The organism is Shewanella sairae (assembly GCF_023283535.1).
Taxonomy (GTDB): Bacteria; Pseudomonadota; Gammaproteobacteria; order Enterobacterales; family Shewanellaceae; genus Shewanella; species Shewanella sairae.
Window position 1 is genome coordinate 1 of the sequence record NZ_JAKILT010000040.1, and the last position, 24,440, is coordinate 24,440.

The following is a 24,440-nucleotide window of genomic DNA, read 5'->3' on the forward strand; positions in this document are numbered from 1 at the left end:
GAATGAAAACCCCAAACGAGGTGCATGAAAAAGCCAGTTGGGAGTACCAACTGGCTTAATAAAAACCGTCAACCTATTTTAGGACTAGACACAGGCTGTTTAGCTGATATTTTGTACTTGTGATGCCAATAGCCAAATAGCTAAAACAAAGAAGATCATACCCATAAATTTGTTTTGATAGGTTCTAAACTTTTCATTTTTCAGTAGTGGTTTTCCTACTGTTCCAACCAATGCCACTAGCAATAAATTAAATAATAAGCCCATTACGTTTAACAATAAACCAAGTGCCAGCATTTGTTCACCAGAGCTGGCTGTGAGCTGAGTTGAAACAAACTGAGGTAAAAATAATACGAAGAATATTAACGCCTTTGGATTAAGTAAATTGCTAAATACGGCACGTCGATACAATAGTTTAGCGAGGTTTTTTTGTTGGGCTATTTCAGGCGCCTCAGCAGCAGAGCTGCGTATACAATCCCACCCCATTTTTAGCAGATAGGCACCACCTAAAATACGTAGTACTTCTAACGCCATTGGGTTCATTGCAATTATGGCTGAAACACCCATTGCTGCTAATAAGGTTAATATTAGCCCTGAAGTTGCATTACCAAAACTGGCATAGACACCGACTCTTTTACCGTAGCTCAAGCTTGAACTAGCGATTAACAGCATATCAGGGCCAGGGATAAGTAGCAGGGCAATAACAGTGGTTAAGTATAGAGGTAATAAAGCTGAGTCGATCATCATAAAATGCAGTGCGGAAGCAGGCTTTGAATAAACAAGGCGCGGATTCTACATTGATCGAACTGGAATGAAAGTGATACAGCTTGTAAAAGTTATCATCTAATTGGCAGTCTTTGTTTACGCTTACTAAAGGCTGGTTATAGATAGATAAAATATACTAAGAATAGGCCATTAACTCTTTCGATTCTTCTTGAAAGTTAATGGGTTTGCGTATCAATCTATGTCATTCTTTTGTATGATTTAAAGCCATATTTCATAATGTATACGATAAGTAGATTGAAGATGTATATACAAAAAAATGGTTTCACATTAATTGAGTTAGTCGTTGTGATTATTGTTTTGGGCATCCTTAGTGTGATGGCCGTTCCTAAGTTTATTGCTCTCCAATCTGATTCGCGTATAGCTTCTTTAGAGGGTTTAAAATCCCAGATGCATGGTGCGATGAGCGTGCTTTACCCTAAATCAGTATTACAGGGATTAGCGAGCCTACCTAAACCCGACAAAGATAATGGTGAGGAAAACTTCATTGTAATTGATGGGGTCAAGATCGACTTAGTTTATGGCTATCCTGCTGCAGATGCTGCTAACAGTTGGAGCAAGTTGATTATGGCTAAATTTGAGGACTCGCAATTTTACCCAGAACGTCCTGCTGATTGGTACTTCCAGAATAATGGTCCAACTGATGGCTTTATTCGCTTTATGACTCAGTCAAAAAAGTTTACTGGGGATGAGTGTTATCTTAAGTACACCGAGGCTCAGAGTCCGACTGTTATGCCTGTTTTTGAAATCATAGATTTAGGCTGTTAATTTGTAGCTCTTGGTTGTCGTGAAAGCGAGAGTCTTTTTTATGATTACTCTTTATGGTTTTGATAAATAATGGCTTTTTGTTTTACTATAAGCATGAGTAACAAAAGGTTTCACGTGGAACTAATCATTTTTTTTAAACATACTGATAAATTTTCTTCATTTTTGGGTTTTAGTAAGTCGATCTATTCACTCAAATGAAATATTTAATTCAAGTTAATGTTTAGTCAGTTTAACTGTAGATTACAGCAGGTTATTTTTGTTGATAAATGTCGGTCATTTATTTGTTCGATCTTTTACTATTTTTCCTGAGTATAACTTCTCAAAAAAGATCTTTTTTTTACTATCAAATAGATATAACGAGGATAGATCTGGTTATATATACTCCTTAATAAACAGCAGGTTAAGCTGTACATTTACGTGAGTTATAGATCTATCCACAGATCAGCTTAGCTTGTTGATATCTCTGTTGATACTTATCTGGGCTTTGGTGAACTCGATCATTTTTTTATGGTATGGATCATAATTGATCGTACTAATATAAAAGATCGCTATTTAGTGAAACAAAAAAGCCACAGTCGCTAACGCTACTGTGGCTTATTATTAGGCTATAAAATGCTAGTTTGGTTTATTTAACGCTATTTACCGATACAGAATGAACTAAAGATTTTACCGAGTAGATCGTCTGAGGTGAATTTACCAGTGATTTCAGATAGTGCCATTTGGCACATGCGCAACTCTTCAGCCAGTAATTCACCTGCTTGGTACACTTCTAATTGCTCTTTACCTAACATTAAGTGGCTACTTGCTAAGTCGAGTGCTTCTAAGTGACGACGGCGGGCAATAAATCCACCTTCAAGATTGCTCTGGTAGCCCATTAGTGACTTTAAGTGTTGTTTTAGATCTTCTACACCTAAACCTGTCTTAGCAGATATACGATAAATGTTATGACCAATCTCTTCGGTAACGGCAAGATCTTCACCGGTTAGATCGGCTTTGTTGCGTACTACGGTTACACCTAAATTGCTGGGGAGACGATCAATAAAGTCTGGCCAAATTGCGCGTGGATCAACATCACTTGTGGTTGTACCATCAACCATGAATAATACGCGATCAGCGGTTTTTATTTCGTCCCAAGCACGCTCAATACCAATTTTTTCAACCGTGTCTGTTGTATCACGCAAACCAGCTGTATCGATAATATGCAGCGGCATACCATCTAAATGGATATGTTCACGTAATACATCACGTGTAGTACCGGCTATTTCGGTCACAATGGCAGATTCTTTACCTGCTAGGGCATTGAGCAAGCTCGACTTACCCGCATTAGGGCGGCCAGCAATAACGACTTTCATACCTTCGCGGATGATTGAGCCTTGCTTAGCACTTGCTTGTACACCGTCTAGCTGTCCGATAATGCCGTTAAGAGAAGCGGCAATTTTACCATCTGATAAGAAATCGACTTCTTCATCTGGAAAATCAATCGCTGCTTCAACGTATAGGCGAAGATTAGTGACCTTTTCAACTAGGTCATGTACTTGAGTTGAGAATTCACCCTGAAGCGAGTTCAATGCGCTTTTAGCGGCTTGTTCACTGGTCGCATCAATCAGGTCGGCAATGGCTTCTGCTTGGGTTAAATCAAGCTTGTCGTTCATAAAGGCTTGTTCACTGAATTCACCAGGCTTGGCAATACGCAGTCCATCGACTTCCATTACACGTTTGATCAGCATATCAAGCACTATTTGGCCGCCGTGACCTTGAAGCTCTAATACGTCTTCACCAGTAAATGAATTTGGACCCTTAAAGAACAGCGCAATACCTTGGTCAATAACCTCGCCATCATGATCTTTAAAGTCACAGTAATCTGCATAACGAGTTTTAGGAATATGCCCTAATACGGCCATAGCAACATTACTGGCTAGGTCGCCTGATACGCGAATAATACCTACGCCACCACGCCCTGGAGCGGTCGCTTGTGCCACGATAGTATCTGTAGTCATTACTGTGTTTCCTAATCTGATTTTCAGCGGGTTAAAAATATTGTCTCTACATAGAAAGCAAAAAAGCGGTCAATACTCAGTATTGACCGCTTTTTGTTAGTCTGAGCTAAAGGTTATTTTAACCCTTTTTTCTCTAGACCAGCATAGATAATTTTCTGCTGGGTAATCGCCACTAAGTTACCTACCAACCAGTATAGAACCAGACCTGCTGGGAACCATAGGAAGAATACGGTAAAGATTACTGGCATCCACTGCATCATCTTAACTTGCATAGGGTCCATCGTCGGTGCCATTGGCTGCATTTTCTGCATAATGAACATCGAGATACCCATTAGAATTGGCAATACATAGTAAGGATCTTGTACTGACAAGTCAGTAATCCAAAGCATGAATGGCGCATGACGTAATTCAACGCTTTCTAGTAGTACCCAGTAAAGTGCGATGAAGATTGGCATCTGTAGCAAGATTGGAAGACAGCCACCCATAGGGTTAACTTTTTCTTTCTTGTACAGCTCCATCATAGCTTGACCCATCTTCTGACGGTCGTCACCAAAGCGTTCTTTCAGCTCAGCTAGTTTAGGCTGTAGATTACGCATTTTCGCCATAGAGGTGTATTGCGCTTTCGTTAGCGGATATAGCAAACCACGAACTGTTAGGGTGATTAGAATAATTGCGATACCCCAGTTACCAACGATTGATTGGAAGAACATCAATAGTTTGTAAATTGGTACTGCTAGCCACCATAGGAAACCGTAATCAACTACTAGATTCAAAGAATCTGATAGTGCTGAAAGTGCTTCTTGATCTTTAGGACCAACATAGAATTCAGCTTTAATGCTTTGCTCGCTACCAGGTGCGATATCGTATAGTGCACCACGGAAACCGATATTTGCTAGACCACCAGCGCTAACGCTAGAGAAGATAATGTTCTTATCATTTGCTGGTGGAACCCATGCCGATACAAAGTAATGCTGAAGCATAGCAACCCAACCGCCAAGTGTAGACTTGTCTAGGTTCTTATCTGCCATGTCATCAAAGCTATATTTCTCATAGCGAGTATCTGCTGTTGAGAAAGCTGCACCACGATAAGTCGGCATCATCATGCTGCTTTCACTTTCTTTGATGCTGTGCTTAATTTGGCCATACATTTGCACTTGCAGTTGTGCATCTGATGTATTGTTGATTTGGTAATCAACTGCGATATTGTATTTACCGCGAGTGAATACAAATACTTTAGTGTAAGTTACACCCTTGTCGCTTACATAAGTTAGTGGCACGTTGAGTGTGTCTTGGCCATCAGCCAATTTATACTCGCGTGATGCACTGTCAAAGTGAGCACGACCTTTAACGCTACTATCGATGCCATCACGACCAATAAGACCACTTTGGGCGATATAGTAGATATCGTTAGTTTGTTCTAGTAGAACGAATGGGTCAGTTCCATTTTCTTCAAGTTTATGAGCAAGAAGCGCAGAATAAACGATGTCACCGCCAACTGGATCAATTTTGATTTCAAGTTGGTCAGTGAATACGGTGATCAGTTCTTTTGATGCGCTAACCGTTTCCGGTACAGCAGAATCGGCATCAGGTACGTCTGAACTATGAGCGTCAGCAACCGTTGAAGCAGGAATTGAAGATTGAGTTTGAGCTGCTACCGGTTGAGGAGCTTGATCTGCTTGCCACTGTTGCCACAGTAGGAAGCTGACAAACAGCAAACCGATCAGCAATATATTGCGTTGAGATTCCATAACCTATTTATCGCACCTATGTTTTTTGTTAGGGACGGGGTCTTCACCGCCCGGATGTAAAGGGTGACATCTTAATATGCGTTTACCTGCAAACCAACACCCTTTCACCACTCCATGCAATCGAATTGCTTCGATTGCGTAATGTGAACACGTTGGATTGAACCTACAACGAGGCCCCAGCATGGGGCTTATGAGTAGTTGGTAACCACGAATAATCGTAGTCGCTAGCCATTGTAACGGCGAGAGAGTTTTCGCCATAGCTTTTCTACTAAGTTTTTGAGTTCTGCGTTTTCCATATCAAGTACGCCATTTCTCACAAGCACCACAATATCCACAGCGGGTAGATCATGCTGGTGTAAACGGAAATTATCTCTAATTATGCGTTTAATACGGTTACGTTGGTTTGCTTTTTTGACATAACGCTTAGCAACAGTTAGTCCTAAACGAGGATGTTGTTCAGAATTAGGAATTGCAAGTAGTGTTATTTCAGCGGAGGACGCTTTGATAGGTTTGGTAAATACAGATTTAAATTGCGCGGGAGTTAACAAACGTAACTCCCGCGTAAAGGTATAGCTAGTCACTTGCATTTCTACGATTACGCAGAAAGACGAGCGCGACCTTTAGCACGGCGACGTGCGATGACCTTACGGCCACCTACTGTAGCCATACGAGCGCGGAAGCCGTGAGAACGCTTGCGCTTCAGGTTGCTAGGTTGAAAAGTACGTTTACTCATTATGGCAATCCGTCTTTGTTAGGTTAATAATCCTTAAATTCTATAAAATAGAACTAAGGGCAAAAAAGAGGCCGAATTGTAATCACTTTAGTTATGCACGTCAACTACGAATAAGCACAAGTGGTTAAATATTGGTTACTCTAAGAATATTTCGATAGTTTTGCTCTACAAGAATATGTGGATAACTCTGTGAGTAGACACTACATCTTGTGGTTTTACAGATCAAAACGCTGATCGAAAGTCATTTATTATAGATCGATCTGGATCGCTTTATAAAGCTGGATTTGCAGCTTTGCTAATATTTTTTGATCGCCAAGGATCTTTTTGGATCGAGATATTCAAGATTAGATGATCTATCTGGGGATAAATCTATTTAAAGGATAGCGATCAGCGTGATCTCATTATAGAATAGGCCTCTTTTGTATGATCTTTTGGGGATAACTCGTGGCGGTTTCACTTTGGCAACAATGTATCGCAAGGCTGCAAGATGAGCTTTCTGCTCAACAATTCAGTATGTGGATAAGACCGTTACAAGCAGAAATGGAAGGCGATACGCTCGTCATCTATGCGCCTAATCGTTTTGTTTTGGATTGGGTTAGGGATAAATACCTAAATATCATCAACCAATTTTTTACTGAACAAATGGGTAACGATGCGCCGAATTTGCGTTTCGATATCGGTAGTCGTCCATCGGCTAAACCTGTTGTTCAGGCCACCGCAGCAGTAAGAACTAGCAGACCAGCTAGTAGAGAAGTGACTAAACCTTCTTTTAATACTCCGCATGCAGAGCCAATGGCAAATGCTAATCATCGTAGTAATATCAATCCTACTTACCAGTTTGATAACTTCGTAGAAGGTAAATCAAACCAATTGGGTAAAGCGGCAGCTTTACAGGTGGCTGAAAATCCTGGTGGTGCGTATAACCCGTTGTTCCTTTATGGCGGCACGGGTCTAGGTAAGACTCACCTATTGCACGCTGTTGGTAATGGCATAATTAAGAACAAGCCAGATGCAAAAGTGGTTTACATGCATTCTGAGCGTTTTGTGCAAGACATGGTTAAAGCGTTACAAAATAACGCCATTGAAGAATTTAAGCGTTACTACCGTAGTGTTGATGCGTTGTTTATCGATGATATTCAATTCTTCGCTAACAAAGACAGATCGCAAGAAGAGTTCTTCCATACCTTTAACGCATTGTTAGAAGGTAATCACCAGATCATTTTGACGTCGGATAAATACCCGAAAGAGATCGATGGTGTTGAAGATCGTCTTAAATCGCGTTTTGGTTGGGGTTTAACCGTAGCAATTGAACCTCCAGAATTAGAAACCCGTGTAGCGATCTTGATGCGTAAAGCACAAGAGAGTGGCATTAACTTACCCGATGAAGTGGCTTTCTTTATTGCTAAGCGTCTACGTTCAAACGTACGTGAGCTTGAAGGCGCGTTAAATCGTGTTATTGCTAACGCTAACTTTACTGGCCGCCCGATTACTATCGATTTTGTGCGCGAAGCACTACGTGACTTACTGGCCTTGCAAGAAAAGTTAGTCACCATCGATAATATCCAAAAAACGGTAGCCGAGTATTACAAAATTAAGATGGCTGATATGTTATCTAAGCGTCGTTCACGTAGTGTGGCACGCCCAAGACAGATGGCAATGGCGTTATCGAAAGAGTTAACTAACCAAAGCTTGCCAGAGATTGGTGATGCGTTTGGCGGTCGTGACCATACAACTGTATTACACGCTTGTCGTAAAATTGCACAGTTGCGAGAAGAAAGTCATGACATTAAAGAAGATTATGCTAACTTGATAAGAACTTTATCTTCTTAAGATCAGGGATATTGAACCAATGAAATTTTCAATTGATAGGGACGCTCTACTAAAACCATTGCAACTTGTGAGTGGTGCGGTTGAAAGGCGTCACAATTTGCCTATATTGGCGAACCTTTTAGTTGAGGTGAGTAACCACTCACTTAAGTTGACCGGAACCGATTTAGAAGTTGAATTGGTGGGTGAGGTTCAGCTCGAAGGAGAAATCCTTGAGGGACGGACAACCGTTCCTGCTAAAAAGTTTTTAGATATTGTTAAGTCTTTACCCGATCAGGTAGAGCTTAAGATTGAGCAACAAGAAAATCGCTTGTTGCTGCGTTCGGGACGGAGTCGTTTTACTTTAGCGACCTTACCGGCGGAAGAGTACCCAAACGTAGAAGCATTTGAAGCGGAAATTGAATTTACGCTTAAGCAAGGCACGATGAAGTCGTTGATTGACTCAACCCAGTTTTCAATGGCTAACCAAGACGTACGTTATTACCTCAATGGTTTGTTACTTGAAACTGAAGGTAACGTATTGCGTGCTATTGCAACTGACGGCCATCGTTTAGCCTTAAGTCATCGTCAAATCGAAGCAACATTACCTGAAAAACAGGTGATTGTGCCACGTAAAGGCGTACTAGAGCTGATGCGTTCGTTTGAAGCTGACGATTTAGATGTAACTATTGCCATTGGTGATAACGCAATTCGAGCTACGACTGCTACAGCAGTATTTACCAGTAAACTGGTTGATGGGCGTTTCCCTGACTATCGTCGGGTATTGCCAAAAGGCGGCGACAAAATTGTTATTGCCAGTCGTTTACAGCTTAAGCAAGCGTTACTGCGCGCGTCAATTTTATCTAATGAGAAGTTCCGTGGTGTACGTGTTCAGCTAGAAAATAATTTAATTAAGATCACTGCTAATAACCCTGAACAGGAAGAAGCGGAAGAGATCTTAGATGTTGAATATGAAAACACACCATTAGAGATTGGTTTTAACGTCAGTTACTTACTTGATGTACTTAATAACCTGCCTTCTGATGATGTGCGTATTACCTTGATTGACGGTAACTCCAGCGCCCTTATCGATAACCACATAGAGCAAGATTCTATGTACGTTGTCATGCCAATGCGCCTGTAGTCTTTATTCGTTGTATCTCGGCCTTTGATTAACCAGATAAATAACTTAGTGTGTTTATCTGGTTAATTGTTTTACTCTCCTTAAAAATCTCCTCCCGCATTCATAAGGTTATCAATGAGTCTTAGCCGTCTTCATATTGAGTCTTTTCGAAATATAGCTTCTGCTCAATTGCAGCCGGGGGCTGGCTTAAATTTGATTTATGGCCAAAATGGCAGCGGTAAAACTAGCATACTTGAAGCAATTTACTTTCTGGGCATGGGGCGTTCTTTTCGTAGTCATTTGTCTCAACGCGTTATAAATAACGAATCTGAAGCATTAACCTTATTTGCGAATATGGAAGGTGCTGAAGAGCAGAGCAAGATAGGTTTACGTCGCTATAGAAGCGGTGATATTGAAGTTAAAATTAATGGTGATAAAGTAAAACGTTTGTCGACCTTGGCGGAAACATTGCCTATCCAGGTAATCACGCCAGAAAGCTTTTCTTTACTTTTTGAAGGGCCAAAATCCAGACGGCAGTTTATTGATTGGGGGGCGTTTCATTCTGATCCACGTTTTTACGCTGCTTGGGTTAATGTTCGCCGAATTTTAAAGCAGCGAAATCAATTGCTCAGAGACGGTTCGCCCTATAGTTCGATTCAATTTTGGGATAAAGAATTTATTCGTTATGCTGAACTGGTTACCGACATAAGAAAGCAATATGTAGACTCGTTAAATGAGCTACTTAAGGGTATAATCGGAGAGTTTTTACCTCTGGTTGATGTTAAGGTTTCTTTTACCCGAGGATGGGATGCTAAAACCGAGTATGCGCAGCTACTCGAGACGCAATATCCTAGAGATTTAGCCACAGGCTACACCGTCAGTGGACCACATAAAGCAGATTTACGTTTGCGGGTAGGCACTCTACCTGCACAAGATGCTTTATCTCGTGGTCAGTTGAAATTGTTAGTCTGTGCATTACGCATTGCACAGGGAAAGTTGCTCAAACAACAAATAGATAAAAAAAGTATTTATCTGGTGGATGATCTTCCATCGGAATTGGATGCACAGCATAGAAAACTATTGTTACAGCAATTAGCGGATACCGGGGCACAAGTTTTTGTCACGGCTATTGAGCCTGCATCAATAGTGGATTCGTTAATCACGCCGCCAAGTAAGATGTTCCATGTGGAACACGGTTGTGTAACGGTAATTGAATAACCGACGAGAGAATAATATGTCAGAGAATAGTTATGATTCTTCGAGTATTAAGGTTCTAAAGGGCCTTGATGCGGTACGTAAAAGACCAGGCATGTACATTGGTGATACCGATGATGGTACAGGTCTACATCACATGGTATTCGAAGTAGTCGATAACTCTATCGATGAAGCGTTAGCGGGCCACTGTAACGACGTTATTATCACAATCCATGCAGACGGTTCTGTATCGGTTCGTGATGACGGTCGTGGTATTCCGGTATCTATCCACGAAGAGGAAGGTATTTCAGCTGCTGAAGTTATTATGACCGTACTTCACGCCGGTGGTAAATTCGATGATAACTCTTATAAAGTATCGGGCGGTTTGCACGGTGTAGGTGTGTCGGTTGTAAACGCGCTATCTTCTAAGCTGCAGATGACTATTCGTCGTGACGGCAAGGTATATGAGCAATTTTACACTCACGGTGTGCCTGATGCGCCGATTGCGGCAATTGGTGAAGCGACAAAGACCGGTACAGAAATCCGTTTTTGGCCAAGTGCAGAGACTTTCTCTGATGTCTTGTTCCACTTTGATATTCTAGCTAAGCGTGTTCGTGAATTATCATTCCTGAACTCTGGTGTGGGTATTCGTCTAGTTGACGAGCGTGATAATCGCGATGAATTCTTCAAATATGAAGGTGGTATCAGTGCGTTTGTTGACTACTTAAACGTTAACAAAACACCGGTAAACAAAGAAGTATTCCATTTCTGCCAAGAGCGTGAAGACGGTATTACCGTTGAAGTTGCAATGCAGTGGAACGATGGCTTCCAAGAGAATATCTTCTGTTTTACTAACAACATTCCTCAGCGCGATGGTGGTACTCACTTAGCGGGCTTCCGTGGGGCGTTAACACGTAACTTGAACAACTACATGGAACGTGAAGGATATAACAAGAAAGGTAAGACTGCTGCAACGGGTGACGATGCTCGTGAAGGTCTAACTGCTGTTATCTCTGTTAAAGTGCCGGATCCTAAGTTCAGTTCACAGACTAAAGACAAGCTAGTTTCAAGCGAAGTTAAGTCAGCAGTTGAGCAGACTATGGGTGAGCAATTAGGTGATTACCTAATGGAGCATCCAAACGAAGCTAAGATGATTGTTGGTAAGATTATCGATGCTGCACGTGCTCGTGAAGCCGCACGTAAAGCGCGTGAAATGACCCGTCGTAAAGGCGCACTAGATTTAGGCGGTTTGCCAGGTAAGCTAGCTGACTGCCAAGAGAAAGATCCTGGTCTTTCTGAAATTTACATAGTGGAAGGGGACTCTGCTGGCGGTAGCGCCAAGCAGGGACGTAACCGTAAGAACCAAGCAATTCTGCCACTAAAAGGTAAGATCTTAAACGTAGAGAAAGCACGTTTTGATAAGATGTTATCTTCTCAAGAAGTTGCCACGCTAATTACTGCACTAGGTTGTGGTATTGGCCGTGACGAATACGATCCAGATAAGACGCGTTACCACAACATCGTTATCATGACCGATGCTGACGTCGACGGCTCGCACATTCGTACTTTGCTATTGACCTTCTTCTTCCGTCAAATGCCTGAGCTTATTGAGCGTGGTTATGTGTATATCGCACAGCCTCCACTATACAAAGTTAAAAAGGGTAAGCAAGAACAGTACCTTAAAGATGATCCAGCGTTAACTGAGTACTTAACGACTCAAGCGCTAGATAATGCAAATATTTACCCATCGCAAGGTGCACCAGGTATGTCTGGTCAGCCATTAGAGCGTTTGGTTAATCAGTATCGTGAAGTGGAAGCTATCATTGCTCGTCTAGAGCAACGTTACCCAACTAACATCACTGATCTAATGCTATATCATCCAGCTATTACTAATGACGTGTTAAGCGACGAAGCACAAGTTAAAGCTTGGGCTGACGCATTTGTTGCTGACCTAATTGACAAAGAAACAGGCGGTATCTTATATAGTGCTGAACCGGTTCTAGATCCAGAACGTCAAGTGTATCTGCCTAAGATTACGATTCGTAAGCACGGTATTGATACCCACTACATGTTCTCATATGACTTCTTCCAGTCTACTGATTACCAACGCATCGTTAAGATGGGCGCAGAAATCAATGGTCTAGTTGAAGAAGGTGGTTATGTACAACGTGGCGAGCGTACTAAAGACGTTGTTAGCTTTGTAGAAGCATTAGATTGGTTGATGAACGAATCTAAGCGTGGCTTATACATCCAGCGTTATAAAGGATTGGGTGAGATGAACCCTGAGCAATTGTGGGAAACCACAATGGATCCAGAATCTCGCCGTATGCTACAAGTAACGATTGAAGACGCGATTGGCGCAGACCAACTGTTTACCTGTTTGATGGGTGATCAAGTTGAGCCTCGACGCGACTTTATTGAAGCGAACGCATTGAATGTAGCTAACCTAGACGTCTAGGTGTTAATTCTGCTTCATATTTGACTTAAATCGGTGCTATAGGCACCGATTTTTTTATTGATAATTATATCCGGTCATAAAATTTGTTTAGCAAAGCCTTTAAAAAGCTATTTAATATCAGAGAGCGAGTGGTTATTGAAAAACCAAAGAGCTTTAGTGGCTCGATGGAGTCCTTTCAACCATTACTAAATGATCCCATAGCGACCTCAAGAGTTAATACTCCTTCTCCACCACAAGTTGCTATCGATCTATCTGCATTGTTTTATAGCTTGTTGTTTCCAAGTACTCAGTTAAATGGCACGGCTAATGAACTTGAAAAGAGTGTTTTTAGGCGTGTAGAGGCAGCATTAGCATCACCTCAAGCAATTGCTGAAAGGGTGCTGAAGTTACCGGCTCAAATAGCGTCTTTAGATAAAAAGTTAGCCGATGAAAATACCGATATCAAAACACTACTTGCTTTAATTGAGCAAGATCCAGTGTTGAGTGTTGAGGTGCTTAAACTGTGTAATTCACCGTTATTTAAGCGTAGCGAGAAAGAGATTACCAGTTTACAACTAGCTTTAGTCCAATTAGGAAGAGAGCAGGTTAGGCGCTTTGTCACTACAGCTATGATGCGTAAAGTTATAGAAGTTAAGCCTATCTATTTCCGTCGCTTTGGTAGTCAAATTTGGCGTCATTCGATGCAAGTGGCCTATCTCGCGAGTGAGCTGACAGATGAAAACCCTGATAGCGCATTTCTACTGGGTCTATTGCATGATGTGGGTAAGATAGCGATTTTCAAATTGTTATTAGAAGCCTTTAAACAAGCAGAGCCAGGTGAACAACCCTGTTCTAGTTTATTTAGTCAGGTGATGACGGCGAAATCACTAAGCTTAAGTTCATTATTGGCTGGCAGCTGGGAGCTTCCAACTTTGTTTGAATCAGAACTTAGCCGCTTAGCCGTTGTCGACTCTAAACCTGCTGGTGGCCTTGCAGAGCTTATTTGGCGAGCTAACTTAATTAGTGAGTGTTCAATGTTACTCGAGGCTAATAAGCTTAAGCCTGAGCAGTTGGGCAGGTTGCTGTTTGATGCCGGGCTCGATCTTGAAACGTTTGAAGAGCTGCATCAAAAGCTAGTACAGTTTTAGTGACTTAAAAAAACGCGCCTTAGGCGCGTTTTTTATATCTACTTATTATTTATTGCAGTAACGAGATATCAGCTGCATGTAAGAACTGCTCGCGTAAGCTAGAAAGTAGCGCTAAGCGGTTGTTCTTAAGTGCTTCATCATCAGCCATTACCATCACATCTTCGAAGAAGGTATCGACACTTTCACGTAGGCTTGCTAGTAGTGCTAATGCTTCTTGATAGTTAGCGGCAGCAAATAGCGGCGCTAATTGTGGCTGTAATTCAGCAAGCTTTTCAGCGAGTGCTTTTTCTGCCGATTCAACAAGTAGCTTGTCATCGATAGCGGCCGGTAGCTCGCCTTCAACTTTAGCTAGAATGTTAGATACGCGCTTATTAGCAGCTGCTAGAGCAGAAGCCTGCTCAAGTGTTCTGAAGTGAGCAACAGCTTTAATGCGGCTTTCAAAATCTGCAGGAGCAGTAGGGCGACGAGCCAGTACGGCTAAGATCACGTCTACACTCACACCTTGATCTTGGTACCAAGCACGGAAACGAGCCATAAAGAACTCAAGTACTTGTTCGGCAACGTCTGTGTTAGTGAGGTTTTCACCGTGTAGCGCTTGTGCCTTAGCAATCAGGTCAACAAGATCTAGCGGTAAGTTGTTCTCTAAACAGATACGTAACACACCAATAGCAGCACGACGTAGTGCGAATGGATCTGCAGCCCCTTTTGGTGCTTGGCCAATACCAAAGATACCTACTAGCGTGTCTAGCTTTTCAGCTAATGCCACACAAATTGAGATAGGTGCAATTGGTACGGTATCGCCAGAGAACTTAGGCTTATACTGCTCAGATAACGCTACTGCAACTGCTTCAGTTTCACCGTTTAGGCGGGCGTAATGCATACCCATGGTGCCCTGAAGATCAGTAAATTCCATTACCATGTTAGTCATTAAATCTGACTTAGATAATAGACCTGCACGCGCTGCTTCTTCGCTGTTAGCGTCGATGCTAGTTGCAATGTAACCTGCCATCGCAGAGATACGCTCAACGCGTTGTTTGATTGTGCCAAGTTGCTTTTGGAAAACAACAGTTTCTAGGCTAGCAAGGCGCGCTTCAAGTGTGGCTTTTTTATCTGTTTCAAAGAAGAACTCAGCATCGGCAAGACGTGGGCGAACCACTTTCTCGTTACCCGAAATAATTTGCTGCGGATCTTTAGATTCGATGTTAGTCACGAAGATAAAGTTTGGTAGCAACTGACCAGCATTATCAAATACAGGGAAGTACTTTTGGTCACCTTTCATGGTGTAAACCAACGCTTCAGCAGGCACATCTAAGAACTTTTCTTCAAAGCTTGCTGTTAGCACTACTGGCCACTCTACTAGAGAGGTCACTTCTTCCAGTAAATCATCTTCTAGATCAGCTACACCGCCAATTTTAGTGGCAGCCGCTTCAGCATCAGTTTTGATAATCGCTTTACGTGCTTCGTAGTCTGCTAGAACCATGCCTTTTTCTTTAAGAGCAACAAGGTAGTTGTCTGCATGATCTAGCTCAAAGCTAGATTCACCCATGAAGCGGTGGCCACGAATAATGCGATTAGACTTAATACCTAGTAGCTCGCCATCAACCACTTCGCTACCAAGCAACATGGTCACAGTGTGGACTGGGCGGATAAATTGCGTGGTATTACTTCCCCAGCGCATTGGCTTTGGAATCGGTAGCTTGTCTAAAGAGCGTTGTGCCATATCAGCGATAAGGCTCTTGGTCTCAACACCTACAACGCGAGCTTGGTGTAGTAACCATTCGCCTTTGTCTGTTTTTAAACGCTCAGCTTGTTCAACAGTAATGCCGTTACCACGAGCCCAGCCCATAGCGGCTTTAGTTGGGTTACCGTCAGCATCAAAAGCTTGTGCAACAGCAGGGCCGCGCTTTTCAACTACTTTGTCAGCTTGCGCCAATGCTAGTTGGTTAACGCAAATGGCTAAACGACGTGGTGCTGCGTGCCAAACTGCAGACTCAAAGTTAAGTTCTGCTTTATTTAGCTCTTCAGTAAAATTAGCTAGAAATGATTCAGCTAACTTACGCAGTGATTTTGGTGGTAACTCTTCAGTGCCTACTTCAATAAGTAAGTTTTCAAAATTCATCTGTTGGTCCTCTACTTACACATTGGGAAGCCAAGCGCTTCACGGGCCTGATAGTAAGATTCAGCTACGCCTTTAGCCATGGTACGAACGCGTAAAATATAACGCTGGCGTTCAGTAACAGAGATAGCATGACGAGCATCTAACAAGTTAAATGCGTGAGAGGCTTTCATTACTTGCTCATAAGCAGGTAGTGGAAGTGGCTTTTCTAAGGTTAATAAGCGATCGCAAGCTTGTTCGCAATCATCAAACATCTTGAATAGCACTTCAACATTGGCGTGTTCAAAGTTATAAGTTGATTGCTCAACTTCATTCTGATGGAAGATATCGCCGTACATAACTTTGCCCATTGGGCCGTCAGTCCACACAAGATCGTAAACGCTGTCTACTTCTTGAATGTACATAGCTAGACGCTCTAGACCGTAAGTGATTTCGCCTGTAACTGGCTTACACTCAAGACCACCGACTTGCTGGAAGTAAGTAAATTGAGAGACTTCCATACCGTTTAACCAAACTTCCCAGCCTAGACCCCAAGCACCAAGAGTTGGTGATTCCCAGTTGTCTTCTACGAAGCGAACATCATGCACATTCATGTCTACACCTAGCGCTTCAAGTGAGCCTAGGTAAAGTTCTTGAATGTTGCTTGGTGATGGCTTAAGTACTACTTGAAATTGGTAGTAGTGCTGCAAGCGGTTAGGGTTTTCACCATAACGGCCGTCAGTTGGGCGACGACATGGTTGAACATAGGCACTGCTCATTGGCTCAGGACCTAATGAACGTAAGAATGTCATAGGGTGGAATGTACCCGCACCGACTTCCATATCTAATGGTTGAACGATTGCGCAACCTTGCTGCGCCCAGTATTCCTGCAGGGTCATAATGAAGCCCTGGAATGTTTTTACGTCGTGTTTCGTCGTCATATCCGCTTGTCTACTGCCTGGAAGCTTTAATAGAAAATGGTATCGATTATACCTTGTAGAATTACGCTTATGTAGGTTATTTTTTATCTGGTAGGTTAAAAAATTAGGGAAATAGCAATGGAAGTGACACGTTGTGCTTGGGTAGGACTAGATCCTATCTATCAAGAGTACCATGACAAGGTTTGGGGGCAGCCGGTTTATGACAGCCGCGAGCTGTTTGAAAAGCTGTGTTTAGATGGTCAGCAAGCAGGATTATCTTGGATTACTATCCTCAAAAAGCAGCAAAATTATGAGGCGGCATTTGCTAATTTCGAGCCAAAAATAATTGCAACTTTTGATGATGCCAAAGTCGAACAGCTAATGCTCAACCCGGGAATTGTGCGTAATCGTCTCAAGGTTAATTCTATTATTAAAAATGCTAAAGCCTATTTGGCTTATACCGAACAGGGTAATGACTTCTCTAAATTTTTGTGGGAGTTTGTTGGTGGCTCACCCAAAGTGAACCATTTTGAGTCTATGCAACAAGTACCGGCACAAACACCTGAATCTGAGGCTATGTCGAAAGCGCTGAAAAAAATGGGCTTCAATTTTGTGGGGCCGACAATTTGTTATGCGTTTATGCAAGCGGTGGGAATGGTCAATGACCACACCACGGATTGTTTTTGTCGCGACTAGCACTAAAGTGCTATACCGCTTAGCTGCTACTCTATAAAAAAAGGATGTTCCACGTGGAACATCCTTTTTTCATTTTTAGCTTTTAGGTAAAAAGCGTATTTTTGAATCAAAAAATAATTTTCCTCAAAATTTAAAATCGTAGCTAAGTTAGCCAGATTTTAAATTTGAAACTGGATTTATTTTTCGAAAAAGAAGGTTTCTCTTTGCTTACCTTTATTCTTTGAACCACCATTTAGCTGATCCATGGTTTCGGCATCGAATAGTTTACCGTTAACCATGGTGTAGGTTACACGATCGGTTACGCGAATATCTTCTAGCGGGTTGCCATCGATAACGATAAGGTCGGCTAATTTTCCTTGCTTGATTGAACCAATTTGGTGATCCATCGCAAAATGTTTAGCTGGGTTGATGGTTGCTGTTTTTAGCACTTCCATATTGCTCATACCACCTTGAGCAAACATCCACATTTCCCAATGAGCCGCTAGACCTTCACGTTGACCATGAGCACCGATGTTAGCTTTAATGCCAACTTCATTTAGTTCATTGGCTACACGCGCGACGTTAAAGTGATTGTAATGTCCGTCAGGTGCTGTCGGGCGACGCATTGAGCGAGCATCCAAAATATCTGATGGTACGTACATAGACAAACGAGGGTGTGCCCAAACATCCGTTTTATCGTACCAGTAGTTTTCACCTGAGATACCACCATAAGCAACAACTAACGTTGGTGTATAGCCAACTTCAGTTTGGCTCCAGAACTGCTTAATGTCGCTATAGATATTCGCTGCGGGTAGCGAGTGTTCTATACCTGTGTGACCATCGGCAATCATGGTTAGGTTATGTTGCAGTAAACTTCCGCCTTCAGGCACTACCATCATTTCCAGCTCGCGTGCTGCTGCGATAACTTGCTGACGTTGGTTACGACGTGGTTGGTTATAACTCTTAACACTGAAAGCACCGACTTTTTTCAAGCGCTCTAAATGGAATTTGGCATCATCGAGTGAATCTATATGAGAGGTATAACCTGGAAGGTTCGCGCCATATAAAATAGTACCGGTAGAGAAAATACGTGGGCCAGCAATATTACCGGCTTTCTGTTGCTCAGAAGCCGCGAAGATCTCTGTGGTATCGTTTGATGGGTCGTGAATCGCGGTAACACCTAGAGAAAGGTTCGAGTACAACTCCCAGTTTTGCTGCGGAATGATTTCATTCTCACCCTGAGCACCATGAGCATGGGCATCGAATAAGCCTGGCATCAGAGTTTTACCCTTAATATCGATGACCTTAGCGTAAGTTGGAATATCGATAACAGATGCAGAACCTACACTGACAATGTGATTATCTTTAACGATTACCGTGCCGTTTTCGATAACTTCATCATTTTCCATGGTAATGATTTTTCCACCAACAAAGGCGATTGTTCCACGTGGAACATCAGCTTTTTGGGTGAAGCCAAGATCGGTAATGGTTGGCTCAACTTTAGATACTTCAGCACCTTCTGCTTGTTGCTGGTATTGAGTATCAACACTAACTTGGTAAAGTTCAGGCCCGAGTGTCCAGTACAGTTGGTTGCTATCAGTGTTCCAACTGATGCTTTCACCGGCGCGTACGCTTAATTGTTCAACTGGAAGATTACTGGCTTTAGGGCCTATTTGAATCGTTTCACCGTGTTTAGCAAATGGGGTGACAAACACTTTAAAACGTTCAGCAAAAGCGAGTTGCTTACCGTCTGGTGATACTCTGAATTCGGTGGCGTGTTTACTGGTGTAATGTACACGCTTTTCAAAACCATTGAGTCCAATAGATGCAAGCTGTGGTGTTTCACCACTTTCCATAAAGTAGACTCGGTCGTTGTCTGCGCCAAATTGAGGTTGGTAACCTGCAGCGGTGATCTTAGTATTTTTATCGCCATCAATATCTACTCGATAAAGGCCTGTTTCTTGTGACCATGTGCGTGGAGTGATATAGCCACCTTTAGCTTTACGGTACACAACAGTCTCACCATCTGGTGAGAAGGTAGGTTCTACGTATTTACCTGGCTCATCGGTTAGTACTTTTACACGCTTATTGCGCACGGTAGCTAAACTAACAGTACCTTGCTTTTGGTCATCCCAAGTGGTGAAAACAACGCGTTTTCCATCGCGTGACCATTGTGGAAACAGTTCACGTAGATCACTATCTAGCTTGGTGAGTCGAGACATCTTGCCGTCGGGTAAACTCTTAACCCAGATCTTACCTAGGGCTTCAAAAGCAACTTTCTTACCATCAGGAGATACTTGCGCCATACGTAGCATCTTTACGTTGAACACATCTTTATCGAGATCTTGGGTAAAACGAACGGCAGGCTGAACAGCTCGTTCCGTTTTAACTGTAAATGGAATTTGCTCTACTGATTTAGATTCAACATCGAGTTTGTTAATTTTACCGTTAGCCCAGAATACGATTTCATCGTTATCGGCTGTCCAACTCATGGTTGGATATACGCCGTGGATAGCCCAGGTTTCTTGCATATCTCGGTCTAGTTCACCGTATAGTTTTTCTGTTTTCCCCGACTTTAGATCGAGAAGATAGAGTGAAGACTGGAAACCATCACGTTTGATATAGGCTAGCTTATTGCCATCTGGGCTTGGCGTTGGTCGAATCGCGCCGCCAGTACCTTGGATCAATACTTCGATATCGCCGGTCTGGGTATCATAACGCTTGATCTTATAGATGCCTTTTACTGAGTCTTTTGAGTAATGGAAGGTCTTACCCGGCGTCGCATCTTGGCTAAAGTAGATATAACGACCATCTGGCGAGTAGGCAGGTTCACCTAAATCTTTTTGCTCATTTGGGCGCTCAGTAAGTTTTACACCGTCACCACCGGCAACGTGATACATCCATACTTCACCTGCACCCAAGCTTCGGCTACCTGTAAAGTGTTTGCGTGCGACTAGGTATTGGCCATCTGGACTCCAAGCTGGGCTGTTCAATAAGCGGAATGTTTCTTTAGTGACTGGGCGAGGGTTGCTGCCGTCAGTCTCCATTATCCAAATGTTGTCACCACCATCTTCATCAGAAGTGAAGGCGATGTATTTACCATCTGGGCTATAAACCGGCTGCATTTGCCATGCAATGCCTTTAGCTAATGGCTTGGCTTCGCCGCCCGCAATTGGCATTTGATAAATGTCACCAAGTAAGTCGAACACCACGTGCTTGCCGTTAGGGCTAACACTAACGTTCATCCAGGTCCCTTCATCGACTTCAATTTTAATTTGTTCTAAAGGGGCGTTTGCTGGCGCATTAACTTGCCAAGATTTTTTGTCTTCCTCGGCAATTGTAGGAACACTAAAGCTCAATGCAATAGCGGCATATAGAGGGGTAAGCTTATTCTTTAACATGATAATCCTAATTATTGTTATCGTTTTAAAGGAGTGGTTTTCAATTTAATTTATTGATTGTTAGGGCTAGGGCTTAATTGGAGATTAATTTGTGCAACAGTTATCGCATAATTTAATTAACAGTAAAACAAAAATTCTGTTTCAATTAGTTAAGCTAAATATCGAAGTATTAAAGATTAAAATGATTGCACTATAGATAGGGGGTGATGCTAGAAGCAGGGTTGATTTGGGCTGGGATTGACTTAAGCAGGGTTGTCGTTGGCTGTAGAGAATATCGCTATTAACTGCGAGGATGGAATAATTGGGGTAATTCTAGTCTAGGAAATATCGTTTTTATAGGAGTCGGAAAGTAAACAGCTTTAAATCAGAGCGATACAAAGCTGCAATCTTAACTTACTTGAGTAGTTAACTTAGGCTAAGTCTACAGGGACGTTAATCTGAATCTTGGCATCGTTAAGTACTCGGCAAGTGACACCGCCACGCCAGTCCGGTAATAGAGCGGCTTCTAAACCTGGGTAAGCTTGCTCCATTTTCTTGCAAGGATCTGTTTCACCAGTGATCTCTAAAATGAGGTCACCGATGACAAGTTGCTTACCTAGATCTTTAGAAGAGAAACTGATTCCATCGACGAGTAAGTTTGCCCTGCGGGTAAACCAGGGTAAGGTTTTACCGACATCATTACAGGCAAGCTGCCATTGCTGGATAGACATCACTGTAACTTGGCGCTTACCCGGACGGCCAAAGATGTCGTTCTCAACACCTTTAGCTTGGGTCACTTGAGCTTGTTCAACCGTAATCATTTGACCACGTTTTTCAGTTTTAAATGCAATGCCAATAAGTGATGCCATGGTAATTCCTTTTATCCATTAGGTTTGGGCGAGTGGCTATAAGCCTTTTTTTATCAAGTATTGATAAGGTGTCGATTCTGTTTGGCTGGCAATCAAGGTGTGATCCATGAATTCGCAAAAACTAGGAATGTCACGAGTGGTTGCTGGATCATCAGCAATAATCAATAAGGTCTCACCATCATTCATGTGTCTTACTGATTTGCGTACCATCATGACTGGTTCTGGACAGCGAAGCCCTAAAGCGTCTAGTTGGTGTTGCGCAGCATTTAATAGGTCGTTCATATTTCCTCAGCCGAACGATTAAACAGAAGTGGCTAATATTACTCCAGCAACCTGTTTTATCCAAGCGTGACGCTTTAATTTGTGAGCTGAGGTCATTTGGATATTTACAATGTTCCACGTGGAACACTGTAAATTAATAGACTGTTACTCAGCGGTGATTGGAGTAAACTGGGCTTTTAGTAATAACTTTATATCATCGGGTGCAAGTTCAATATCGAGCCCGCGGCGTCCGCCGCTGACGAACATTTTTTCAAGAGTAGCAGCAGACTGATCAATAACTGTTATTAACTGTCTTTTTTGTCCTAATGGACTGACACCGCCAAGCACATAACCAGAGCTACGCTGCACTTCCATTGCTTCGGCCATTACTGCTTTTTTGGCTTTGATTGCTTTTGCTATTAACTTCATGCTGAGCTTTTCAGCAACGGGGATAATGGCTACCGCGAGTTGCTTACCGTCCAACTTAACCACTAAGGTTTTGAATACTAACTCTGGCGCGACACCTATTTTCTCTGCCGCTTCTAAGCCGTAAGCTTGGCAAGATGGGTCATGCTGATACTCATGTACTTGGTGAGCAATTTTGTGTTTAACGAGCAAGTCGATAGCGGGAGTCATTGTGTTACCTATATATGCAGTGCAGGCCGTGTGGACTTAAGTTGATACGAGCCTAAAGTTACAGTGATCTTTCCATAACCTGCACTTTAATACCGTGATAAGTGACCTGTTCTACAGGTTGCCAACCGAGGCGAGTATATAGACCGCCAGTAAAATCTTGGGTTTGTAAGTTAATACTGTTTACCCCGATCTCCTTGGCCTTATCTATAATAGCGTTTACTAAGTTATTGGCTATGCCTTTACCTCTATGCTGGGAGGCAACATAAACTCCACCAAGCCAATGCTCTCTCTCGGGGTAGATATCCATTTCATGGAAACGAAGTTGAGCTTCACCGAGTAGTTCATCGCCATCTTGGGCTAAGATAATTAAAGGAAGCTTGTCGTGGTTAAGGTAAGCCTTGAGCTTAAGTTGCAGCTCTTGAGTGCTACGACCTTCACCAATAGAGCCCCATTCATCGTTATACCATTTAGCTATTTGAGGTATGGCTGAGTCATTGTCGGCAAGCAATACTAATTTCATCGCGCATCCTAAGGGAGAACAGATGACTTCAGGTTAATGCAGTTGTTGGAAATAGGCTAGCCGGTTTGGACTTTGAGTGACTTATGATTTCTCGTTTGAGGTAAACAGCTTGAATCGAAAACAAAAAAGCCAGCTTACGCTGGCTTTTTATCTATTAGAGCTGAAGCTTTTACGGGCGCTCAAAAATAGTCGCGATGCCTTGGCCTAGACCAATACACATGGTTGCTAGACCATACTTAGCATCTTTGGCTTCCATTAGGTTGATCAAGGTAGTAGAGATACGCGTACCAGAACAACCAAGTGGATGACCGAGCGCAATCGCGCCACCATTAAGGTTAATCTTCTCATCAACCACATCCATCAAACCTAAGTCTTTAACGCAAGGTAGCGACTGAGCAGCGAAGGCTTCGTTAAGTTCGATAACGTCTAAGTCATCAACGGTTAGACCTGCACGCTTAAGTGCTTTTTGAGTGGCAGGTACAGGCCCGTAACCCATAATCGCTGCATCACAACCAGCAATCGCCATTGAGCGAATTCTTGCACGAATGGGTAAGCCTAACGCTTTAGCTTTCTCTTCTTCCATTACTAGCATGGCTGACGCGCCATCAGATAATGCTGATGAAGTACCAGCAGTCACTGTACCGTTGGCTGGGTCAAAAGCTGGGCGTAGACCTGACAGTGATTCCATTGATGTTTCTGGGCGGATCACTTCATCGTGCTCTACTTTTATCAAGGCGCCATCGGCGTCATGACCTTCAATCGCTACTATTTCATTGGCGAAACGGCCTTCCACTGTGGCTGCATGAGCGCGTTGATGTGAGCGTACTGCAAAGGCATCTTGCTGTTCACGAGTAATACCGTGCATCTTGCCGAGCATTTCTGCTGTAAGGCCCATCATGCCTGAGGCTTTAGCAACATTGTTAGCAAGACCTGGGTGGAAGTCGACGCCATGGTTCATTGGTACATGACCCATATGTTCAACACCACCTACGATAAAGGTATCACCTTGGCCTGTCATAATCGCACGAGCCGCTTGGTGGAGAGCATCCATAGATGAGCCACATAAACGGTTAACAGTAACTGCGCCAACTTGCTTAGGAATACCAGCTAGCAAAGCCGCGTTACGGGCAATATTAAAGCCTTGCTCAAGGGTTTGCTGTACACAACCCCACATCACATCTTCAATAGTGTTTGGATCAAGCTTTGGGTTGCGCTCAAGTAGCGCTTTCATCAATTCTGCAGATAAAGTTTCTGCACGTACATTTCTAAATACACCAGCCTTTGAGCGGCCCATTGGCGTACGGATACAATCTACGATAACGGCATTTTTCATTGTTCTAATCCTTCCTG

The 24,440-nt window shown here is 42.7% G+C and carries 21 protein-coding genes; 7 read left to right on the forward strand and 14 right to left on the reverse strand.

The genetic code is table 11. From position 1 onward, the window contains the following. Positions 1-99: 99 nt before the first annotated feature. Entirely contained in the window at positions 100-741 is a 642-nt protein-coding gene (locus tag L2748_RS15855; protein WP_220781236.1) for a LysE family translocator, read from the reverse strand. A 282-nt stretch (positions 742-1,023) separates the two neighbouring features. Between L2748_RS15855 and L2748_RS24465 the strand changes: the two genes are divergently transcribed. Then, the gene (locus tag L2748_RS24465) at positions 1,024-1,548 is read left to right on the forward strand and encodes a type II secretion system protein (protein WP_220781237.1); all 525 of its coding nucleotides are present in this window, start codon (positions 1,024-1,026) and stop codon (positions 1,546-1,548) included. A 635-nt stretch (positions 1,549-2,183) separates the two neighbouring features. Here L2748_RS24465 and mnmE read toward each other — a convergent pair. From mnmE to rpmH, 5 genes are all read right to left on the reverse strand, one after another. Next, positions 2,184-3,545 (reverse strand): tRNA uridine-5-carboxymethylaminomethyl(34) synthesis GTPase MnmE, encoded by a 1,362-nt coding sequence (mnmE, locus tag L2748_RS15865; RefSeq protein ID WP_220781238.1) that lies wholly within the window; start codon positions 3,543-3,545, stop codon positions 2,184-2,186. Positions 3,546-3,658: 113 nt separating this feature from the next. Then, complete coding sequence (gene yidC, locus L2748_RS15870) at positions 3,659-5,293, reverse strand: membrane protein insertase YidC (protein WP_220781239.1); 1,635 nt, start codon at positions 5,291-5,293, stop codon at positions 3,659-3,661. Between the two features lie 3 nt (positions 5,294-5,296). Further along, positions 5,297-5,551, reverse strand: a complete 255-nt coding sequence (gene yidD, locus L2748_RS15875; protein ID WP_220764178.1) for a membrane protein insertion efficiency factor YidD — start codon at positions 5,549-5,551, stop codon at positions 5,297-5,299. Further along, a complete protein-coding gene (gene rnpA / locus L2748_RS15880) occupies positions 5,518-5,874 on the reverse strand; it encodes a ribonuclease P protein component (protein ID WP_086020069.1) in 357 nt (118 codons plus the stop codon). Before rnpA ends, yidD begins: the two co-directional genes overlap by 34 nt. Positions 5,875-5,888: 14 nt before the next feature. Then, entirely contained in the window at positions 5,889-6,026 is a 138-nt protein-coding gene (rpmH, locus tag L2748_RS15885; RefSeq protein ID WP_011867659.1) for a 50S ribosomal protein L34, read from the reverse strand. A 444-nt stretch (positions 6,027-6,470) separates the two neighbouring features. Between rpmH and dnaA the strand changes: the two genes are divergently transcribed. The 5 genes from dnaA to L2748_RS15910 all read left to right on the forward strand — a co-directional run bounded on the left by dnaA (position 6,471) and on the right by L2748_RS15910 (position 13,734). Then, entirely contained in the window at positions 6,471-7,856 is a 1,386-nt protein-coding gene (gene dnaA / locus L2748_RS15890) for a chromosomal replication initiator protein DnaA (protein ID WP_220781240.1), read from the forward strand. A gap of 19 nt (positions 7,857-7,875) precedes the next feature. Next, entirely contained in the window at positions 7,876-8,976 is a 1,101-nt protein-coding gene (gene dnaN, locus L2748_RS15895; RefSeq protein WP_220781241.1) for a DNA polymerase III subunit beta, read from the forward strand. Between the two features lie 114 nt (positions 8,977-9,090). Further along, the gene (recF, locus tag L2748_RS15900; protein WP_220781242.1) at positions 9,091-10,173 is read left to right on the forward strand and encodes a DNA replication/repair protein RecF; all 1,083 of its coding nucleotides are present in this window, start codon (positions 9,091-9,093) and stop codon (positions 10,171-10,173) included. 16 nt (positions 10,174-10,189) lie between these two features. After that, positions 10,190-12,607, forward strand: coding sequence for a DNA topoisomerase (ATP-hydrolyzing) subunit B (gene gyrB / locus L2748_RS15905; RefSeq protein WP_220781243.1), 2,418 nt, complete (start codon positions 10,190-10,192; stop codon positions 12,605-12,607). Positions 12,608-12,690: 83 nt separating this feature from the next. Beyond that, positions 12,691-13,734 carry an HDOD domain-containing protein gene (locus L2748_RS15910; protein WP_220781244.1) on the forward strand — a complete coding sequence of 348 codons (1,044 nt, stop codon included), beginning with the start codon at positions 12,691-12,693 and terminating at the stop codon, positions 13,732-13,734. A gap of 49 nt (positions 13,735-13,783) precedes the next feature. Here the strand turns inward: L2748_RS15910 and glyS are convergent, their stop codons facing one another. Together glyS and glyQ are read right to left on the reverse strand one after the other, a co-directional pair. Continuing rightward, entirely contained in the window at positions 13,784-15,853 is a 2,070-nt protein-coding gene (glyS, locus tag L2748_RS15915) for a glycine--tRNA ligase subunit beta (RefSeq protein ID WP_220781245.1), read from the reverse strand. Between the two features lie 11 nt (positions 15,854-15,864). Then, a complete protein-coding gene (gene glyQ, locus L2748_RS15920; RefSeq protein ID WP_220781246.1) occupies positions 15,865-16,770 on the reverse strand; it encodes a glycine--tRNA ligase subunit alpha in 906 nt (301 codons plus the stop codon). A 117-nt stretch (positions 16,771-16,887) separates the two neighbouring features. On the opposite strand from glyQ, the gene L2748_RS15925 reads away from it, so the two are divergent. Then, positions 16,888-17,445, forward strand: coding sequence for a DNA-3-methyladenine glycosylase I (locus tag L2748_RS15925; protein WP_220781247.1), 558 nt, complete (start codon positions 16,888-16,890; stop codon positions 17,443-17,445). A 176-nt stretch (positions 17,446-17,621) separates the two neighbouring features. Here the strand turns inward: L2748_RS15925 and L2748_RS15930 are convergent, their stop codons facing one another. The 6 genes from L2748_RS15930 to fadA form a co-directional block, all read right to left on the reverse strand. Continuing rightward, a complete protein-coding gene (locus L2748_RS15930) occupies positions 17,622-20,825 on the reverse strand; it encodes an amidohydrolase family protein (RefSeq protein ID WP_220781248.1) in 3,204 nt (1,067 codons plus the stop codon). A 410-nt stretch (positions 20,826-21,235) separates the two neighbouring features. Beyond that, on the reverse strand, positions 21,236-21,673 hold the full coding sequence (locus L2748_RS15935) for an MOSC domain-containing protein (RefSeq protein ID WP_220781249.1): 438 nt from the start codon (positions 21,671-21,673) through the stop codon (positions 21,236-21,238). Positions 21,674-21,709: 36 nt separating this feature from the next. Further along, entirely contained in the window at positions 21,710-21,955 is a 246-nt protein-coding gene (tusA, locus tag L2748_RS15940; RefSeq protein WP_220781250.1) for a sulfurtransferase TusA, read from the reverse strand. 144 nt (positions 21,956-22,099) lie between these two features. After that, complete coding sequence (ybaK, locus tag L2748_RS15945) at positions 22,100-22,570, reverse strand: Cys-tRNA(Pro) deacylase (RefSeq protein WP_220781251.1); 471 nt, start codon at positions 22,568-22,570, stop codon at positions 22,100-22,102. 58 nt (positions 22,571-22,628) lie between these two features. Beyond that, positions 22,629-23,090: a GNAT family N-acetyltransferase gene (locus L2748_RS15950; protein WP_220781252.1), complete on the reverse strand. Its 462-nt coding sequence runs from the start codon at positions 23,088-23,090 to the stop codon at positions 22,629-22,631. Positions 23,091-23,259: 169 nt separating this feature from the next. After that, a complete protein-coding gene (fadA, locus tag L2748_RS15955) occupies positions 23,260-24,423 on the reverse strand; it encodes an acetyl-CoA C-acyltransferase FadA (protein WP_220781253.1) in 1,164 nt (387 codons plus the stop codon). Positions 24,424-24,440: the final 17 nt, after the last annotated feature.

Coding starts and splice junctions, on each gene's coding strand:
- ybaK (WP_220781251.1), bottom strand. CDS start 22,570: ATGACTCCCGCTATCGACTTGCTCGTTAAACACAAAATTGCTCACCAA.
- L2748_RS15935 (WP_220781249.1), bottom strand. CDS start 21,673: ATGGCATCACTTATTGGCATTGCATTTAAAACTGAAAAACGTGGTCAA.
- mnmE (WP_220781238.1), bottom strand. CDS start 3,545: ATGACTACAGATACTATCGTGGCACAAGCGACCGCTCCAGGGCGTGGT.
- glyQ (WP_220781246.1), bottom strand. CDS start 16,770: ATGACGACGAAACACGACGTAAAAACATTCCAGGGCTTCATTATGACC.
- L2748_RS15930 (WP_220781248.1), bottom strand. CDS start 20,825: ATGTTAAAGAATAAGCTTACCCCTCTATATGCCGCTATTGCATTGAGC.
- yidC (WP_220781239.1), bottom strand. CDS start 5,293: ATGGAATCTCAACGCAATATATTGCTGATCGGTTTGCTGTTTGTCAGC.
- dnaN (WP_220781241.1), top strand. CDS start 7,876: ATGAAATTTTCAATTGATAGGGACGCTCTACTAAAACCATTGCAACTT.
- L2748_RS15925 (WP_220781247.1), top strand. CDS start 16,888: ATGGAAGTGACACGTTGTGCTTGGGTAGGACTAGATCCTATCTATCAA.
- glyS (WP_220781245.1), bottom strand. CDS start 15,853: ATGAATTTTGAAAACTTACTTATTGAAGTAGGCACTGAAGAGTTACCA.
- L2748_RS15855 (WP_220781236.1), bottom strand. CDS start 741: ATGATCGACTCAGCTTTATTACCTCTATACTTAACCACTGTTATTGCC.
- L2748_RS24465 (WP_220781237.1), top strand. CDS start 1,024: ATGTATATACAAAAAAATGGTTTCACATTAATTGAGTTAGTCGTTGTG.
- recF (WP_220781242.1), top strand. CDS start 9,091: ATGAGTCTTAGCCGTCTTCATATTGAGTCTTTTCGAAATATAGCTTCT.
- gyrB (WP_220781243.1), top strand. CDS start 10,190: ATGTCAGAGAATAGTTATGATTCTTCGAGTATTAAGGTTCTAAAGGGC.
- fadA (WP_220781253.1), bottom strand. CDS start 24,423: ATGAAAAATGCCGTTATCGTAGATTGTATCCGTACGCCAATGGGCCGC.
- rpmH (WP_011867659.1), bottom strand. CDS start 6,026: ATGAGTAAACGTACTTTTCAACCTAGCAACCTGAAGCGCAAGCGTTCT.
- L2748_RS15950 (WP_220781252.1), bottom strand. CDS start 23,090: ATGAAATTAGTATTGCTTGCCGACAATGACTCAGCCATACCTCAAATA.
- yidD (WP_220764178.1), bottom strand. CDS start 5,551: ATGGCGAAAACTCTCTCGCCGTTACAATGGCTAGCGACTACGATTATT.
- tusA (WP_220781250.1), bottom strand. CDS start 21,955: ATGAACGACCTATTAAATGCTGCGCAACACCAACTAGACGCTTTAGGG.